The following is a 16863-nucleotide window of genomic DNA, read 5'->3' as shown; positions in this document are numbered from 1 at the left end:
ATCAGCTAAAATGTAAATTCATCAAAGAAGATTCTTTTAAAAAGAAATGTCCTGAGCCCAAAAAGGCTTTAAACTTTCCATGTCTTCATCGGCATAAACCCTTTCTTTCCATTCCTCGTTTGTCAAGCGGCTAGAAATATCCTGCTCAAACTCGTAATAGTTAAAACAATAACCGACAGCTATTCTCTTTCCGCCTTGACCATCGTTTAAGGGCACATAGATTCTGTAGGGAATGCCGACGGCTGTTTCAAGGACAAAGCCTTCTTCCGCATTTGTAAAAACATCGGCAACCAAGGCCATACGAAGCTGCTCAGGCTCAACAACTGCATTTATCGAAGGCATAAGAATACGTGCCAAGAAGGCCGGCATAACGCTTATCCATTTTAAGTCGGCTTCAGAAACGGGCTTATCTGCAATTTCAAGCTTAACAATATCGGCAGCATGTAAGGCCGTTTTTTTAAACATTTCAAGCTTTTGCAAATTTTTTTCATCTATAAGATTATAAGGCCTTAATGCATTTATGAGAACATCCGCAGAAGAAGCTGCGTTTTCCCAAAAGGCCAAGTTAGGTTCTATATAATGCACAGGATGGGGAATCTTCTTTATCCTATAGGTAAGATCGGCATCGGGGCCGCCGCCAAGCTCTGCAAAATTTTGCTTTGCATATAGAATAGTATCATGCCTCAGCTCTGCCCATGTCCCGTGAGCCGACAATAAGGACTTTACACTCCATGCGGGGCTTTCGGTAAAATAAAAACCTGAACCTTGTTCAAAGCGGGCTTGCAGTGCTATCTCGTTCAATGTTTTACCGTAATAGGTTTTTCCCAATACTTTATCGGGAGAAGATACGGCTTCTTTTGCAATTTTATCGAGAACCGGTTTTAGCTCGGGAAAATCGGAGTAATCTTTTTGCAGCAATAAATCGGCAGACTTTGAGCCCAGTGCCTTCATAATGTCCAGCCCCTTAACATGAGTGCGGCCATAGAGTCCGGGAGAGCTTACCAAACCGTGAACATAGGAGTCAAAAGTAAACCTCTGCCCGAAAAGTCTCCAGCCCATAGGAGGCCTTCTTTCTTCATCGGTACCTTCGGCAGCCGTGTAGAAAACGGAAGAACCTGCTATCGCAGGAGGGCTTAATTTTTCGTGAGCCGACTTCATAAATGCGAGCAGGTTGTTTTTGTCGCTTGCCCATTTTTCAAAGTCTTTTACATCATAGTTTTTCCAAAGAGGTAAGACCTCTTTAAAAGAAAGGTCATCGGATAAACCGATTAAATCGGTTATAGGATCAAAAAGAGCTGCCCATTTTTTATAAAGCTCTTCATCATTTTTTACAAGCTCGGTAATCAAAAGAGCTATGGGCTCCATGTGTAAGGTCAATGCATCTGCATCTGAAGCGGCCGTTCCGTCTTGTGCTAAAACTTCAGGCCCCTTATCGGCAATTAGAAAATGGGTGCGGCCGAACCACATCATAGCCCTAAAATAAGCGGACAAGATGCCGTTTTTTGTGTAGTGCCCTCTCGGTTTATATTGGGAATAATCTTCTTTTGTAAAAACTCCGTCCTCAAATGTAAAAAGAGGAGAAACTGAAGGGCCTTGGGCCCTGTCTATAAGATTTATTTCTTCACTTACCGTTTTAGGATATTTTGCAAGAACTTCATTTCTATCGGGTTCTTTATAAATAGTCTCATCGGAGCCGTACTTATTTTTTTCAACTACAGCTTTAGGAGCAAGTTCCAATAGGGCGCGGGCAACTTGAAAATAAAGTTTAGCCTTTTCTAAGGTTTCAGGTCCTGCTGTCGGAAAGCCTTTTTGATTTACATTATTTAAACCGGCTTCAAAGGCTGCTACAAATTCAAGCAGTCTAGGCGCAAAAAAATTCTCTTCAATATTTTGTAAGGTTCTGTCAAAAAGAAGATGCTTTGCATGGGCCATCAAATCGGTTGTAATAAAAAGCGTAGTGCCGTCTTCTCTGAGAAGAGTTCCGTTATAATTATCTTCATATGAATCATAACGATAACCGTAATGATTTTTATACAGGGAAATCATATCATCCCCGGCCATCATATAAAGATCATACTCATCCGGTTTAACTTTTTCAAAAATCAGCCTATCCCTTTCCAAGAGTGCCTGATGGTCCTTGCTTAAAAAATCATAACCGAATACCGTGTAAAATTCTTTAGGCGCACCATTTGTTAAATACCGCATAGAAATCATTTGATTTTTTTTCAAATCATTGCCCATACCTGTAAGGTCGGCTCCAAAAACAAGTCCTTTTTCTCCGTTCCAGGTTGTGCGGTAAAAATAGTTTTGATTTTCTTGAAAGCTAAAAACACCGAAATCGAATTCATCATTTTCATCTTTAGGCGGAAGTTTTACAAAATCTTCTTCAATGTTCAAAACTGTTCCAAACGGAATCGGAATTCCCTTAGGCAGTTTTTTTAAATCTTCTTCAGATTTTAATTCTGCATTAGGATAGAACAAACAAACATCGCTTCCGACAACAGCTGTCTTTCCTTCTTTCACCTCATTAAAGGGGAAATCTTTAAAAACAAGTTTATCTTTTAAATATTTTTGATGAGCCTTAGGTGCATTCGGTTTTTTTTCAAATTCTGCATTCAAAAGACTGTTGTAGATTATCTCTTCTATGTTCTTTTTTGAAGCAGCACCTTCTTCAGTTTTTTCAGACTCTGATACTTCGCCGACAGCCTCTGCCGGCAATTCGGCAGTATCAGCCTTATCGGCAGCCGGTTCATTTTTTTCTTTTGCATTACAAGAAAAAAAAGATAAAACACAAATAAACAATACAGACATAAAAATAAGGCCTAGGCCCTTCTTTTTAAATTGAAACATTTTAAAATTCCTCCGTAAAAAACGTGATGTAATCATAGCACAAACGAACCCGATTGACAAGCTAAACCAAAAAAAAGAAAATACTCCTTTTAAGAGAATACAAAACTTATGCTAAAATATGACCTGCGTATAAAATTATTAAAAGGCAAAGCTTGGCTCGCCGTTCCTCAATTTGAAAATCATCTTCTTGACGAGTTAGGAATTCCGCATGGTACGGCTCCTATGGAGATTAAAAATCTTCCCAAAGATGCTGCTGTCTATGGTAACATAGTGTACAGGGAAAATTTTCCGAAAGATATTTTTTGGAACCGCCTTTGTATGGAAGAACCATTTATAGCGGAGTTTTCGAGCATAAGCGAGGCCGCCGATATTTTGCGCTCAATCCAAAGAAACTGGGCCTTTGTCCCTTTTAACTGTTTTAGGCGGGCAGATCTCATCGAAAAAAAACTGCCCTTTATAAGCAAAAAAGAAAGGGACTTTCCCTACGATGTTCCTTTAGCAGAAATGGGAATCTGGACCCTCTTAAATGAAAATCAAATTTTCGCTTCAGCAAAAACTTCAAGTCCCTTTCCCCGCGGAGAAATTTTCTTTAAGGAAGATAAGATAAATCCGCCTAGCCGGGCCTACTTAAAAATGTGGGAAGCCTTGACCCTCTTAAATTTTTACCTAAAAAAGCACCAAGAAAAAAACGGTCTTATTGAAAAAAGCAAAACCTTACCCGCAGAGGTTTCCAAAAACGCCCCTTCCCTGCCGGCAGCCGATTCAATCTGCCTTGATGCCGGAGCCTGCCCCGGAGGCTGGAGCTGGGTCTTGGACAGTTTAGGCTGCAAAATTATCGCAATCGACAGAAGTCCCTTGCGCCCCGATTTAATGGCAAAGAAAAATATAGAATTTATAAAGCATGATGCCTTTACCTTAAAACCTGAAGAGATCGGAAAGGTAGATTGGCTTTGCTCGGATGTAATCTGTTATCCTCCGAGACTTTATGAATGGATTATAAAATGGATTGAATCGGGACTTTGCGAAAAATTTATCTGCACGATAAAGATGCAGGGAGAACCCGATAACGAAACCGTAAAAAAATTTGCGGCAATTCCGAACTCAAAGATAGTTCATCTTACGGCGAACAAGCACGAGCTCACCTGGCTAAAAGCCCCATTCATATAACTGTTAATGCTTACTTACCAAAAAAACTGCGCTGTCCGGCTTTTACCCATCGGCCGGGACTTTTGGATAAAACGGGAAGCTCCAGTTGATTGCATATCCAATCGGCAAAGACCTCATCTTCAAAGCCTTCAAGCTTTACCAAAAGAGTCTGCACTCCGGGAAGCTCAGCCTTTCTTACGGCATCAACCGTTTCTTCTGCAATACGGGCAAAGGCTGCCGAGGCTGCCGAAATATTAGGATTACCGCAAGGCACGTCCGCATCACGGTGAACAAAGACTAAACGGCCTTGCGCTTTTTTTATATAGTAGTTTTTTAAAACAAAGGAAAGAGCGGCATTCGCAGAAACAAGGTCGCTTATCGTATTGTCTATAGAAAGGGCATCCGTCCCCGGATATATTTTGGAATAAGCAGGAGCATCAAAAATCAAAATCGACGTATCGGCCGCGATATTTATATTTTTTAATTTAAGGGGAATAGCCTGAAGAGAAAAAAGGGATGAGCGGTTCCATTCTATTTCGGTGGTAACACCGCTTTCTTTATTATCTTCTTTATACTCCGAACTCAAACACACCTTTAAACCCTTATCTCTAAGGCGGTTTGCAAGCTCTTGTGAAAACTTTAGCCTATTATCCGTAATAAAAATTCCTGAATCCATACTCAACTATACCATAATTAACTGTCTGCCGTCAATGACTTATCTAATCTGTAAACAAAAGTTTACTTTATTTTTGCTTAAATCCTAGGCCGTAAACTTCCTGCATATCGCAGACCATTATAAAAGCCTTTTCATCGATTTCGGTTATTATTTCTTTTGCCCTTACAAATTGGGCACGGCTTACAACGCAGAGAAGTACAGGCCTATCCTGCTTTGAATACATACCTTCTCCCCGAAGAAGGGTAACACCTCTTTCAAGCTGACTCATAAGAGCATCACCGATTTCTTCGGGCTTGGAGCTGACAATGAAAAATCCCTTAAAATAACCGAAGCCGTCAAGAATCATATCGGCTATCTTTGTACAAAAGAAAAGAGCTATTAAAGAATAAAGCGAAGTGTTCGGGTTATTATCTACAACACCTGCAAAGATTACTATTACAAAATCGGCTATAGCCATTCCCTTTGCAATACTTAGCCCGGGAAAATGCTTATTTACAATAGCTCCGGCAAGGTCGGTTCCGCCTGTCGTAGCTCCGCACTTAAACACAAAGCCCAAACCCACACCTAAAAGAATTCCTCCGAAGGTTGCCTGCAAAAAAAGATCATTGGTAAACACAAAATCTTGAGGCAAAACAGCCAAGACTCCCGAAAGCACCAAAATAGAATAAAGGGTATAAACAGCAGACTTTTTACCTAAAAGTTTTGCTCCAAAAATAAATAAGGGTACATTTATAGCCAAATTCGATATGTATACCCTTATACCTGTCAATTTTTCGATTGCAACCGACAAACCGCTCACACCGCCCGGAGCAATTGTTCCGGGGATAAGAAAAAACTGCAATGCAACCGCAGCAAGGACGCTTCCAACAGTAACCCAAAAGATATCCAGTAACGAGCCTATAACAAATTTTGTAGAAAAGTGTTTGACAGGTAATATTTTACTCATAATATACATTCTCCAAATTGGAAATATACTACATCATTTTATTAAAAAAATCAACATATCACTTTGACACATGATTGCAAATGTCGAAGGACGAAGTACAATTAAGCATTTGACACTTGAACTTCGACATTTGTCGTTTACCATTCGACATTTTAATCATTCGACCAAGGGTTTCTCTCCTTAATACTCTTCCGAATTCAACATCTTCACCCTTTCTTTCCAATCGGGGAGGTATTTAGTCATATATCGCTTAAAGCGCTCGTTATGAAGCCTTTCTTTAAAATGAACAAACTCGTGAACCAGCACCATCTCGGCACATTCGCAAGGGAGGGCGGCTAGCTTTGTGTTTAAGGTGATTATGCCCGTATAAGAATTGCATGAGCCCCACTTGCTTTTCATATCCCTGTATTTTATCTCGGAGGCGGTTTCTTTTATCTTGGCTTCCCAAAAGGGGAGAATTTCTTCAACATATAGCTCAAGCTCCTTTTTATAAAGGCGGTTTAAGATTGAAGGGCGTTTTTTGGGATCGGCTCCGGGAGGCTCTTTTAAATAGATAAAATCGTCATCGACTGCAACGCCTGCATTTTTTTTAGCCCTCATTATTTTGATTTTATAATCGGCACCCCATAAACTTACCGTAGAGCCGTCCTTCAATGAGGCCTTTACATTCTTCTTAAAAATCTTTTCTTCTATCCGCTCTTGATGTTTTTTTATCCATGCAATATTTTCTTTGACAAAATCCAAGGCCTTGCTTTGAGGATAGTTTTTTGGAACATGGATACAGGGGATGGCCGTTTTAGGCGATACGGTAAGCCTGAGCTTCCGCCCCTTGGATTCGGCCCATTCGATTTCGATCCCTTCTATTTTAATCATCATATTCTAAGATTGTATTTTTTGGCGATGCCGGGAAAGGATTTTAGTTTTAACTCTTCTCCGTCGGCCGTCAAAAGGGTTCCTTCAAAATGACCGTAAACGGTGCTGTACTCCGTCTTAAAAACGGCGGCATTTACACGCTTGTAGTTTTTTGAAATAGGAAGAAACACAAGGTCTACCATGCTTTCGGTATCCTGTATTATCCATTTTCCCATGATACCGAAGGGCCTGGTTATTTTAACCGGAGGAAGGGGGGTGCGCTTCCCGTCATAGAGCATCATGTTGTCGTTATACTTATTGCTGTCGGCTGCTATCGAATTTGCAAGATAAAAAACCAAGGATTTGCCGTCGAACTTACCGAGTCCGTTTACAAGGGTGCGCTTTGACCTAAACCCGGTGTAAGCCTTTCTCACATCAAAAACCCCTACGGCTGTCTCTTTTTTTAGCTGAATGTCTTCGTTATAACCCAAACTTATCCAGCCCTTTACGGTACCGGTCTGCATGTACATGGCCATACAGCGGCGGCTTACATAGTTAGGAATTACGCAGGAGAAATCTACAGCTTCCTTATCCCGAATATCCAAATCAAGACGGCCCTCACAGGAGGGGCGGGAGTCGCGGGCTAAAAAGTCAAAGTCGGCATGAAGCTTCCCGTGGGAAAGACGGGAAAAGATACGGGCATATCTATAAGGTTTCCGGCAGGCTGTAACACTGTAGCTTATGTGCTTTGGGATATGAATAAAGCCGCCCGGCAGGTATTGCCTGTAGGCATATTTTTGCTGAGTTTTACGAACCCAAAAGGTTGTTTCCATAAAGGAGAAGATATAGCACGAAAAAAAGGCCATTTCTCCTATTACCTCATCATCGCAAAACAAAAACCTCATCGTTCCCGAAATTCGGGCATTGGAAATTATCCTAGGGAGGGGCAAATTACCGAAAACCCGATAGAGCCCTCTTATATCGAATTTTTTAAAGCAGCCTGAAAAGGTTCCGAAATTCGATTTTCCGTTTTGGACAGGCTTATCGGGTGCAGGTTCTATCTTGCGTGTGTACAAGTTATCATTAGCCATAAAAAGAATGTTAGCACAATTTGCAAAAAAATAAAAGCCTTTTTGCCTTAATAATTTTTTAAAATACTTGCAAGTCTTTCTTTTCCAATGGTTTTCATAAAGCCTGCAAGGCGCGGCCCCTGATCTTTTGAAACGAGGGCTTGATAGCAGGCAACAAACATTTGTTTGGGTTCTAAGCCGCATTCTTTTGCAGCATCATAGAGGGCTGTCGAAAAGGTCTTTTCGTCCATCTCATCCATTTTCGGCAAAAGGGAATCCCTTATCGTTTTAACCGCCTTTGTTTCGGCCTCGTTCAAATCAGCCTTTGAGCCGTCAGTCCTTAAAGCAAACTTAAACTCTTCGGGAGCTCCTCCGTCTGTAATCCAGTTCCATGCACATTCGGCTCTTGCCTTCAGCCTGTCAAGCTGACCGGGCTTTACATCGGGAAGGCTGTTTATTACCGCATCTATATCTCCGGAATTTATTTGCAAAAGATTGCACAAGTGTCTAAAAGGAATTTGATAAGAAATACACTCAGGCATTCCGTCTATTTGCGAAAGTTCATAGATTCTATATTCTTTTTCAAAGGTCTCATCGTTTTTAGCCTGTTCGGCCTTCCATGCAATACGCTCGGTCTTGTCATAGTCTTCATAAATCTTAATTACATCAAGGTCAAAGCTGATAACGAATTCGGTGTTGGGTCTTGTGCCTGCAAAAAGATAGCGGGCAACTTCGGGCTGGTAAACTTCGAGTACCTCGGCAAGGCTTACAACCTTTCCCTTGGAAGAGGCCATCTTTCCGGGCACTCCCTTTAAGCCGATAAAGTCATAGCGGAAACTTACAGGGGCAGGCCAGTTATAAATGCGGGTGGAAACTAAGCTCGCCGTATCAAAGGAGCCGCCTTGAGAGTGATGATCCTTTCCGGCAGGCTCGAAGACTGTTTTTTCAAAGGCCCAGCGCATAGGCCAGTCAACCCTCCAGCCCAGCTTTGCGGACTTAGCCTTGCGCAAGTCCAAGTCTTCGCAATGTCCGCACTCGCACGAATAGCGTAAGGTCCAATCATTGTCCCAGGACTCTATCTTTGTCGTGTCCTTGTTACAGGCGGTACAAAAAACCGAAACGGGCCAGTACTCCTCGGTAATCTTATGAGACTCGTCACGATATGTATTTAAAATTTCTTTAAGCTCTTCCCTATTGTCCAAGGCCTTTTTCATTCCTTCAGCATACATTCCCTTTTGATAGCGTTCAGCCTGATAAAGATATTCGGGGTGAATACCGACTCTCGGCAATACGGCTTCTACATCATGCTCGTGGTGGCGGGCGTAGTTTTCGTCCCGCTCAAAGGTGTCGGGAACCATCGTAATCGGATAGCGGAGGTATTTTTCCAAAACCTCAGGCTTAGGCATATTTAAAGGAACCTTGCGGAATACATCATAATCATCCCAAGAATAAATAAAGCGCACATTTTTTCCGCGGGAGCGCAAGGCTCTCACAACCAAATCTACGGAAATAATTTCGCGGAAGTTTCCTACGTGAACGGTGCCCGAAGGCGTAATACCGGATGCGCAAGTGTAAACATCGAGGTCTCCCCTCTCTCTTATGATTTTTTCGGCAGTCTGATCTGCCCAATGTAATAATTTCTTTTCGTTTGACATAATTTCTTCCTTACAAAACATTTAAAATAAACAAAACAGGGTATTTTATCCGAAAAAAGAGAGGGTGTCAATCCTTGTACAAAAGTGCAATCTTTGCTATAATCCGGCCTATGATAGATAAACCGATAACCGATCCCGTCTTAATCGAAAAATTTAAAACCATGCACGAAGACGGAATGACGGTCTTTATGCTAGGCGAAGGCCAAATCCGCGGGGCTTTTTTTCACGGAACCCGCTTTGTAAATAAGATGAGGGTACAGCACTCCTTAGGGCTTTTGGAAAGCCTTGCACTGGGTCATGCCTCCCTTTGCGGAGCCCTCTTAATTCCGACAATGAAGGGAAGGGATAGAATCATCTTTAGATGCGATACCCAAGGCCCCCTTGTGGGCTTTAGCGTCGAAGCCTTCAGCGAGGGCTTTGTAAGGGGCTATCTTTTGGAAGACCCGATAAGACCTGATGAATTGTTAGAAACATGGGACTTAAAGCCCCTCTTCGGCGAAGGAAAGATTTCGGTTATCCGCTTCCCCGAAGGAGCCAGGGAACCCTTAACGGGAATCATCGAGATAAAGCACAAAAACATAGCCCTTGACCTTTCCGAATATTTTTTGCAATCGGAACAGACCGTAACGGGCTTTAATACAGGCGTCCAATTCGACAAGGAAGGAAGAATCATCGGAGCGGGAGGCATGTACATTCAGGTCATGCCGGGAGCCGAAGAAGCCTTGATAGAAAAGGTAGAAATGGCCTTTGCGGCCTGCCCCTCGATAGGCCAATGGTTTGCGGAAGGCGGAGACAGGGAAGACGTCATTTTCGGCCTTTTCCGTGACTGCAATCCGAAAGTTCTAATAGAAAGAAAGATAGACTTTTATTGCCCCTGCTCGGAAGACAATTTCCGAAATAAGATTTTTACCCTGCCCGAAAAAGAACTTGCAGACATGTACGAAAACGGCCCCGATCAAATCGAGCTTTATTGCCATAACTGCGGCTCTGTCTATAAATATCCCAAAACCATCTTAAAGGAAAAAATCGATGTACATTAAAAAACCCATGGAAATAGAAAATAAGAGCATGGATATAATTGAAGAGAGCATGAAGGATGTTGCTTTCACGGAAGAAGAAAAAATTATAGCCAAGAGGATGATTCATACTACGGGTGATGTCGACTACCGAAAGATAATTGTCTTTCAAAATAATTTTATGGAAGCCGCTAAAAAGGCTCTTCAAAAGGGCATAACTATTTTTACCGATACCAAGATGGTGATGACAGGCATCAATAAACCCGCCCTTTCAAAAACCGAAAATAAACTTTTATGCCTGATCGATGACGAGAGAGTTTTTAAGATGTCCAAGGAAGGAGGAATTACACGCTCTTCGGCAGCCGTAGACCTTGCAGTCCAAGAAGGAGCAACAGCCTTTGTGATAGGAAACGCCCCTACAGCCCTCTTCCGCCTTTTAGAGCTATGTGAAGAAAAAAAAGTTTCCCCCGATTTTATAATCGGAGTCCCCGTCGGCTTTGTAGGTGCCGCCGAATCAAAGGAAGCCCTGCGTTCCGTCTCCCTGCCCCAAATCTCTACCGTAGGCACCAAGGGTGGAAGCAATGTCGCCGCCTCCATTATAAACGCCTTACTTTACATGATGGTGGAAAGGGAGTAAGGAAAAGCTGCATTAAACAAGCTCTTCTGTCCGCCAATCCTTGATGGTGCGTTTTTCTTCATCGAAGCTTGCACCTACGGCAAGGATTGTTTTTTTGACTCCTCCTGAACTTGCTTCTTTGTAGGGAGCTGCGTAATTCTTTTCTTTTATCTGCTTTATAGCATCTTCTGCCGTTCCCCTTCCTTCAAGCTTAAATTCAAAGATGTAAATTCTATCTTGGGTATGGACTATACAATCAGCCCGTCCTGTCGCACAATGAATTTCGGTTTGCACAAATTGGTTCATCAGAGCAAAGATGAGGTAGACAGCGGCCTGATAGTTTTGCTCCCTCAAGGCGAGGTCTTTTTCTGCGAGATTATCGTATGGGATGCCTGAAATAAGAGCCTGCATTTTTTTCATAAAGGCATCTACATCTCCCGCTTTGAGGGCCTTCGTAAATTCCATTACCGAAACGCCTGTCTTTTCGGCCCCTATAGGGGTAAAGGCGGGCATTAGGTTGTGCAAAAAGCCGTAGCGCACCTCATCGTTCGGGAAGCCCAAACGGTAAAGACCGTACTCCTTGTCATAATCCTTTATCGTCAAATAGCCCGCCTGAAAAAGTATCGGAATGGGGAGAATGGGATCGGCCCTGTAAGCATTTAAGCCATATTCGTCAATCTGAATATCCCCGTCCAATTCGGGGATGTAGTAATGCCCTTCTTTTAGGTACTTAACCAAGAAGGTCGGGGTGCCGGTGGCGTACCAATAGCTTGCAAATTCTCTTGACATAAACACATTTAGAATACTAAAAGGATTATACATTGAAACACCTTGCCTTGCAAATTTATAGCCGTCATATTTCTTTTTTAATTGGGCAAGGGCCTCATCATAGCTCATCTCATTTCTTTCGGCTAAGGCCTTAATTTCAGGGCGAAAGTTTGCTTCAAGCTCTTCTTGGGATATGCCGCAAATACCGGAAAAATCGGAGAGCATACTTATATCCCGCAAGTTGTTTAAATCGCTAAAAATGCTTACCTTACTGAACTTGGTAACTCCGGTTAAAAAGGCAAAGCGGAGGGAAGCATCTGAGCTTTTAATTACTCCGTAAAAGCCCTTTAAAATAGTACGGTAGGTTTCATTGAGGCTTAAGTTTTCCATGGAGCTTAAAAGAGGCTTATCGTACTCGTCTATGAGGATGACTACCTGCCTGCCCGTTTTTTCGTGGGCGGCTCTTATCAGTTTCTTAAAACGGTCGGTAATATCCAGGCCCGTACTTCCGTAAACGGCTTCATATTGTGCTAAAAATGAGGAGAGGATATTTATCAAGTCTTCTCTTGATTCGTAAACGGCCGTATTAAAGTCCAAATAAAGAACGGGGTATTCCTGCCAAATCTCTCTTTTACCCTTGTCGGCTTCCTCCAAGCCTTCAAGGGCTAAGCCCTTAAAAAGCTCCTTCTGTCCGAGAAAGTAGGCCTTCAAGGTTGAAAGAAAAAGGCTCTTCCCGAATCTCCGCGGCCGGCTTAAAAAATAAGGAGTCTTATTGTTGATTAAATCCCATATATATTTTGTTTTATCAATATACAAAAAATCCGCTTCAATAAGCTTTTCAAAACTTTGAACACCTATAGGTAAACTGCGTTTCACTTCTGTCATCTAAAAGCCTCCCTATCTTGCAAAACATCACTCTTGTAATTATACCACAGGAGGCCTAAATTTACAATTGCTTGAGAAAGCTACCTCACCCTTCCATTTTCAATGTAAACAACCTTATCGGCGGCGTTTACGGTTGATTTGCGGTGGCTTACGATTAAAACGCCCTTGTCTCTTTTTTCTTGGTAAATGGAATTTAAAATGAGGGCCTCGTTTAAGCTGTCCAAGTTTCCGGTCGGTTCGTCGAGCAGCAAAAGAGGAGCCTTGTGCAAAAAGGCCCTGGCAAGGCCGAGACGCTGTTTTTCTCCGCTCGAGAGGTTTCCGCCGAGTTCGGTAATCTTAGTATCATAGCCTTCAGGAAGGCTCATGATAAAATCGTGGATGGCGGCTTTTTTCGCGGCATCGATAACTTCCTCTTTTGAAGCATTCCTGTTTGCAAGAAGGATGTTTTCATAAATAGATTTTTTAAAAATATAGGTTTGCTGGGTAATGTACGAAACGGCCTCTCTTAAACTAGCCGTGTTTATTTTTTTAACGTCGATGCCGTTCATCCTTACCTCTCCCGAAAGGGGATCGAAAAAGCGCATGATGAGGCGGAGCAGGGTACTCTTACCGCTTCCGCTTTTACCGCAAAGGCCGACTATCTCATCTTTTTTAACCGAGATGCTTACATCCTTTAAAACTTCCATATCGTCGTATCTAAAATTGATATTATCGGCATCAACTTTTTCGAAGCTGACGTTTTCGCCGTCTTCAACTTCATCGAGTTCAGGCTTTTCTTCAAGCAGGGAAAAAACTCTCTCTGCGGAAGCGAAGGTTTGCTGCAAGTTTACGGCCAAGCCTGAAACCGCTATTATCGGGCCGTAGCCTGAAAGAAGCATCAGGTTGGAAATCAAAAGGTGAGCAAAGTCTATTTTTCCGTTTACCAAGAGGAAGGCCGAAATGCCCAGCATTAAAAAATTGCAAAGGGTGAGAGCTGCCTCCGTAACAGCAAAGGTGTTCCCCTCAAAGTCCTTTAAGAGCTTAAAGGTTCCGCTTATAGCCTCTCCTCGTTTTTCTATATTTTCTTTTCTCTCCCTTATCTTGTCAAAAAAGATTATCTCCTTTATTCCGAGGAGGGAGTCCAAAAAGTAGGAATTAAGGGAGCTCATTTTTTTTCGGTATTCTACACCCGAGCCGTCATCCATCTTACCGAAAAGGATGGGAAGGAGAAAGCCTATGATTATATAAATGAGGGCAACCGTAAGAGATAAAACAATGTGTATTTTTGCAAAGATGATTAGGGCAAAAATAAAGTAGAGAACGGCAGAAGCAGCGGGGGCTATTGTGTGGGCATAAAAAACTTCGAGCAATTCTATGTCGGTGGTTATGATCGACAAGAGGCTCCCTGAATCTTTTTTTTGCAGCTTAACAAAGGCGAGCCGTCTCATAGCCGTAAAAATTTTATCCCGGATAAGGGCCAAGAGGGTAAAGGCTATGTAGTGTCCCGAAAGCTGCTCGCCGTATCTGAAAATGCCTCGGCTCACTGCACAAACGATGAGGCCTATTATTACAAAGTTTAGGGAAAATGAGGTATTAAAAACTTTTAAGCCCAAAAGATAGACTATGCCGGCTCCGCCCAAAACCGGAATGGCCGCCGCAATGATAAAGCCCAAGACCCTCAAGATAACCGTTATAGTCATAACGCCTGTAAGAGGTCTTACAAATACTATCAATTTTTTTATAAGCTCGCTTTTTTTCATTTTACACCCAGCCTTATTTTTTCAAGATCTTTTTGCTGTAAATACATCCTTGCATAGATGCCGTTTTTTTCAAGGAGGCTTGAATTCGTTCCTTCTTCTTTTATCTCGCCCTTTTCAAATACATAGATATGGTCTGCATTTTCAATATTTGCAAGCCTGTGCGAAATAAAGATGATTATTTTGGTTTTGCTTAATTCGTAGAGGGTGCTTAAAATAAGCTCTTCGCTTTCGACATCGATATTGCTTACAGCCTCGTCAAAGATATAAATGTCTGCATCGTGAAGAAGTGCCCGTGCAAGGGCAAAACGCTGAACCTGTCCGCCCGATAAATTCTTTCCTCCGGATTCAATATAAAAATCCAAGCCTGAGTTTCCTTCTTCTTTTGAAGAACTGCGGCTTAAAACAAACTCGTCTAATAGAACCTTTTTTAATACGCTCATCAATTCTTCATCGCTTGCAGAGGGTTTGGCTATTAAAAGGTTTTCTCTCACCGAAGCTCCGAACAAAAAGCTCTCGGTCGAAACAAGGTTCATGTACCTAGCTCTAAATTCATCGGGAAGTTTTTTTGCTTCTATTCCCGACAGGAGGATTTCTCCCGAATAGTTTTTTTGTAAGCCCATAAGCAAGGAGGCCGCCGTCGATTTACCCGATCCGCTTTCACCTGCTATGCCGTAAAAGCCCGCCTTTAAAAACTTCATCGATGCATTTTTTACTGCCTGCTTCGATTCGTTATAATTAAAGTTTAAATTTTTTACCTCAAGTGTAAGCTTCGATTCTTTAAATTTTTTTGCCGCAGCCTCAAGTTCGGCTTCGCTTAATATCGAAGCTGAATCGTTTTTTACATCCATCAATTCAAAGAGTCGGTTTGCGGCGGTTATCCCGTTCATCGCTATATGGAAAAAAGAGCCCAAGGTCCGCAAGGGCAAAAAGAATTCTGCGCAGAGCAAAATAAAAAGAAGAGCTCCTTCTATCGAAAGATTTCCGGTTCGCAGCTGATATAGGCTTACAATTGTGCCGAGGGCTGTTCCGCCGTAAGCCACGGTGTCCATCACAAAGATGGAGTTAAGCTGCATGGTCAAAACCCTCATGGTTACCCGCCTAAAATTTTCCGCCTCGGCATTCAGCTCCTTGTGTTGAGCTTCATCATCCGAATAGGCCTTTAAAGTGATAAGGCCGCGTAGGTTATCCAAAAAGGAATCTCCAAGCCCCGTATAAATTGAAAGGTAATTTTTTAAAATGCGCTTTGCAACCTTTTGAATGGCAACAATCGAAAGAGGAATCAGGGGCACACAGATAAAAAGCACAAGGGCAGCAAAAAAATTTATCGGTGCAAGGATTATAAAAAGAGTTACCGGAGCCGCCATACTAAAAAAGAACTGAGGCAGGTAGGCCCCGAAATAAGAATCCAGCTGCTCTATTCCGTCCGAGCCTATTTGAGTAACCTCGGCCATGCTGATATATTGGGAATAATTTAGCTTTAAAGAAATAAATTTATCGTAGAGCATTGAGCGCAAGGTACGCTTAACCTCGGTTCCTGCCCTGTATGAAAAGTAGGAGCGCTTACGGACGGCAATAACCCGTATTACCAAGGCAGAGGCAGCTACGACCGCCAAAACAAAAAGCGTTTTTTTATCAAGCGAAGAATTATATAGACCGAAAATCAAACGCACCATTACAAACGTAATGACCACATTGCACAATAGAGAAATCCATGAAGAAAGGGCCGAAAGCAAAATCCACTTTTTACTTTTCGGCACCGACCTTGTCAGGCGTTTATGAATCATAACTAACCTCTTAAAAAGACAATTTTATAGGAAACAAATAAAAATAGCAATAGGCTAACTTTTATGCTTTCGGAAATAAATTTCAAAATAATGAATTGAAAATTTTATAATATCATGTTAAAATTATCTCAGTGGGGAAAAATTATGATAAATAAGGAAATCTTTGAAATTCGGGATAGATTTTTAGAAGCGGTTAAACCTCAAAAAATAATATTATTCGGATCATATGCTAAAGACTCATTTACTGAAGACAGTGATTATGATTTTTATCTTATAATGCCCGATGATACAAAGAATGTATTACATTCGGCGCAAAAAGCCTATTTATCTTTAATAGATATGGATGTAAAACCTGTTGATATTGTTGTTAATACTGCTGCTGTGTTCGAAAAAAGAAGTAAACAGCCTACACTTGAAAGAGTAGTTGCACGGGACGGAGTTATAATATATGAATGATGAGGCAGTTAAAGAATGGTTTGACTTTGCTAATATGGATTTTGATTGTGCAAGACATTTATATGAAAATATGCATCCGAAACCTTTAACCATTATCTGTTATCATTGTCAGCAAGCTTCAGAAAAATTTTTAAAAGGTTTGCTTATAAGCCTAAATGAAGAAATTCAAAAAACACATGATTTACTTGTCCTGGCAAGATTAGTAAAAAAAAGGATTGATGTACCGATTGAAATTTTGAAAATATGTGCAATTCTCAATCCTTATGGTGTAAGAAGCCGATATCCGCAAGAGGTTTATGTAGATGATAATGATACAAAATATGCCATAGATTCAACCGAAAGATTGAAGAAGTGGGCAGAAGTTGTTATTGAAACCATCTAAGATAAACAATCTTAACAATCAC

The 16863-nt window shown here is 41.7% G+C and carries 14 protein-coding genes; 5 read left to right on the top strand and 9 right to left on the bottom strand.

Going from position 1 to position 16863, the window contains the following annotated elements:
• Nucleotides 1-36 precede the first annotated feature (36 nt).
• Complete coding sequence (locus E4O04_RS04080) at nt 37-2850, bottom strand: DUF3160 domain-containing protein (protein ID WP_253710080.1); 2814 nt, start codon at nt 2848-2850, stop codon at nt 37-39.
• A 108-nt stretch (nt 2851-2958) separates the two neighbouring features.
• Between E4O04_RS04080 and E4O04_RS04075 the strand changes: the two genes are divergently transcribed.
• Entirely contained in the window at nt 2959-4017 is a 1059-nt protein-coding gene (locus E4O04_RS04075; RefSeq protein WP_253685268.1) for an SAM-dependent methyltransferase, read from the top strand.
• 10 nt (nt 4018-4027) lie between these two features.
• On the opposite strand, the gene E4O04_RS04070 is transcribed toward E4O04_RS04075, so the two are convergent.
• From E4O04_RS04070 to lysS, 5 genes are all read right to left on the bottom strand, one after another.
• Nucleotides 4028-4672, bottom strand: coding sequence for a hypothetical protein (locus tag E4O04_RS04070; protein ID WP_253685270.1), 645 nt, complete (start codon nt 4670-4672; stop codon nt 4028-4030).
• A gap of 67 nt (nt 4673-4739) precedes the next feature.
• Nucleotides 4740-5618 (bottom strand): YitT family protein, encoded by an 879-nt coding sequence (locus E4O04_RS04065; RefSeq protein WP_253710078.1) that lies wholly within the window; start codon nt 5616-5618, stop codon nt 4740-4742.
• 180 nt (nt 5619-5798) lie between these two features.
• The gene (locus E4O04_RS04060; RefSeq protein ID WP_253710077.1) at nt 5799-6494 is read right to left on the bottom strand and encodes a YgjP family zinc-dependent metalloprotease; all 696 of its coding nucleotides are present in this window, start codon (nt 6492-6494) and stop codon (nt 5799-5801) included.
• Entirely contained in the window at nt 6491-7561 is a 1071-nt protein-coding gene (locus E4O04_RS04055) for a DUF2804 domain-containing protein (RefSeq protein WP_253710075.1), read from the bottom strand. Before E4O04_RS04055 ends, E4O04_RS04060 begins: the two co-directional genes overlap by 4 nt.
• 47 nt (nt 7562-7608) lie before the next feature.
• On the bottom strand, nt 7609-9195 hold the full coding sequence (gene lysS, locus E4O04_RS04050; protein WP_253710073.1) for a lysine--tRNA ligase: 1587 nt from the start codon (nt 9193-9195) through the stop codon (nt 7609-7611).
• A gap of 110 nt (nt 9196-9305) precedes the next feature.
• On the opposite strand from lysS, the gene E4O04_RS04045 reads away from it, so the two are divergent.
• Together E4O04_RS04045 and E4O04_RS04040 are read left to right on the top strand one after the other, a co-directional pair.
• Complete coding sequence (locus tag E4O04_RS04045) at nt 9306-10235, top strand: Hsp33 family molecular chaperone HslO (RefSeq protein ID WP_253710072.1); 930 nt, start codon at nt 9306-9308, stop codon at nt 10233-10235.
• Nucleotides 10225-10848 (top strand): precorrin-8X methylmutase, encoded by a 624-nt coding sequence (locus E4O04_RS04040; RefSeq protein WP_253710070.1) that lies wholly within the window; start codon nt 10225-10227, stop codon nt 10846-10848. Before E4O04_RS04045 ends, E4O04_RS04040 begins: the two co-directional genes overlap by 11 nt.
• Nucleotides 10849-10860: 12 nt before the next feature.
• On the opposite strand, the gene E4O04_RS04035 is transcribed toward E4O04_RS04040, so the two are convergent.
• The 3 genes from E4O04_RS04035 to E4O04_RS04025 all read right to left on the bottom strand — a co-directional run bounded on the left by E4O04_RS04035 (nt 10861) and on the right by E4O04_RS04025 (nt 16003).
• The gene (locus E4O04_RS04035) at nt 10861-12480 is read right to left on the bottom strand and encodes an ATP-binding protein (RefSeq protein WP_253710069.1); all 1620 of its coding nucleotides are present in this window, start codon (nt 12478-12480) and stop codon (nt 10861-10863) included.
• An 80-nt stretch (nt 12481-12560) separates the two neighbouring features.
• Complete coding sequence (locus E4O04_RS04030) at nt 12561-14219, bottom strand: ABC transporter ATP-binding protein (protein ID WP_253710067.1); 1659 nt, start codon at nt 14217-14219, stop codon at nt 12561-12563.
• On the bottom strand, nt 14216-16003 hold the full coding sequence (locus E4O04_RS04025) for an ABC transporter ATP-binding protein/permease (protein ID WP_253710065.1): 1788 nt from the start codon (nt 16001-16003) through the stop codon (nt 14216-14218). The genes E4O04_RS04030 and E4O04_RS04025 overlap by 4 nt, the downstream gene beginning before the upstream one ends.
• Before the next feature lie 144 nt (nt 16004-16147).
• Between E4O04_RS04025 and E4O04_RS04020 the strand changes: the two genes are divergently transcribed.
• Together E4O04_RS04020 and E4O04_RS04015 are read left to right on the top strand one after the other, a co-directional pair.
• On the top strand, nt 16148-16459 hold the full coding sequence (locus tag E4O04_RS04020) for a nucleotidyltransferase family protein (protein ID WP_253710064.1): 312 nt from the start codon (nt 16148-16150) through the stop codon (nt 16457-16459).
• Complete coding sequence (locus tag E4O04_RS04015; protein WP_253710062.1) at nt 16452-16841, top strand: HEPN domain-containing protein; 390 nt, start codon at nt 16452-16454, stop codon at nt 16839-16841. Before E4O04_RS04020 ends, E4O04_RS04015 begins: the two co-directional genes overlap by 8 nt.
• The last annotated feature ends 22 nt before the right edge of the window (nt 16842-16863 follow it).

It is taken from the genome of Treponema sp. OMZ 799, assembly GCF_024181365.1.
Taxonomy (GTDB): Bacteria; Spirochaetota; Spirochaetia; order Treponematales; family Treponemataceae; genus Treponema_B.
The sequence above is the reverse complement of the archived record's forward strand: the minus strand, read 5'-3'. Positions and strand labels throughout refer to the sequence as shown.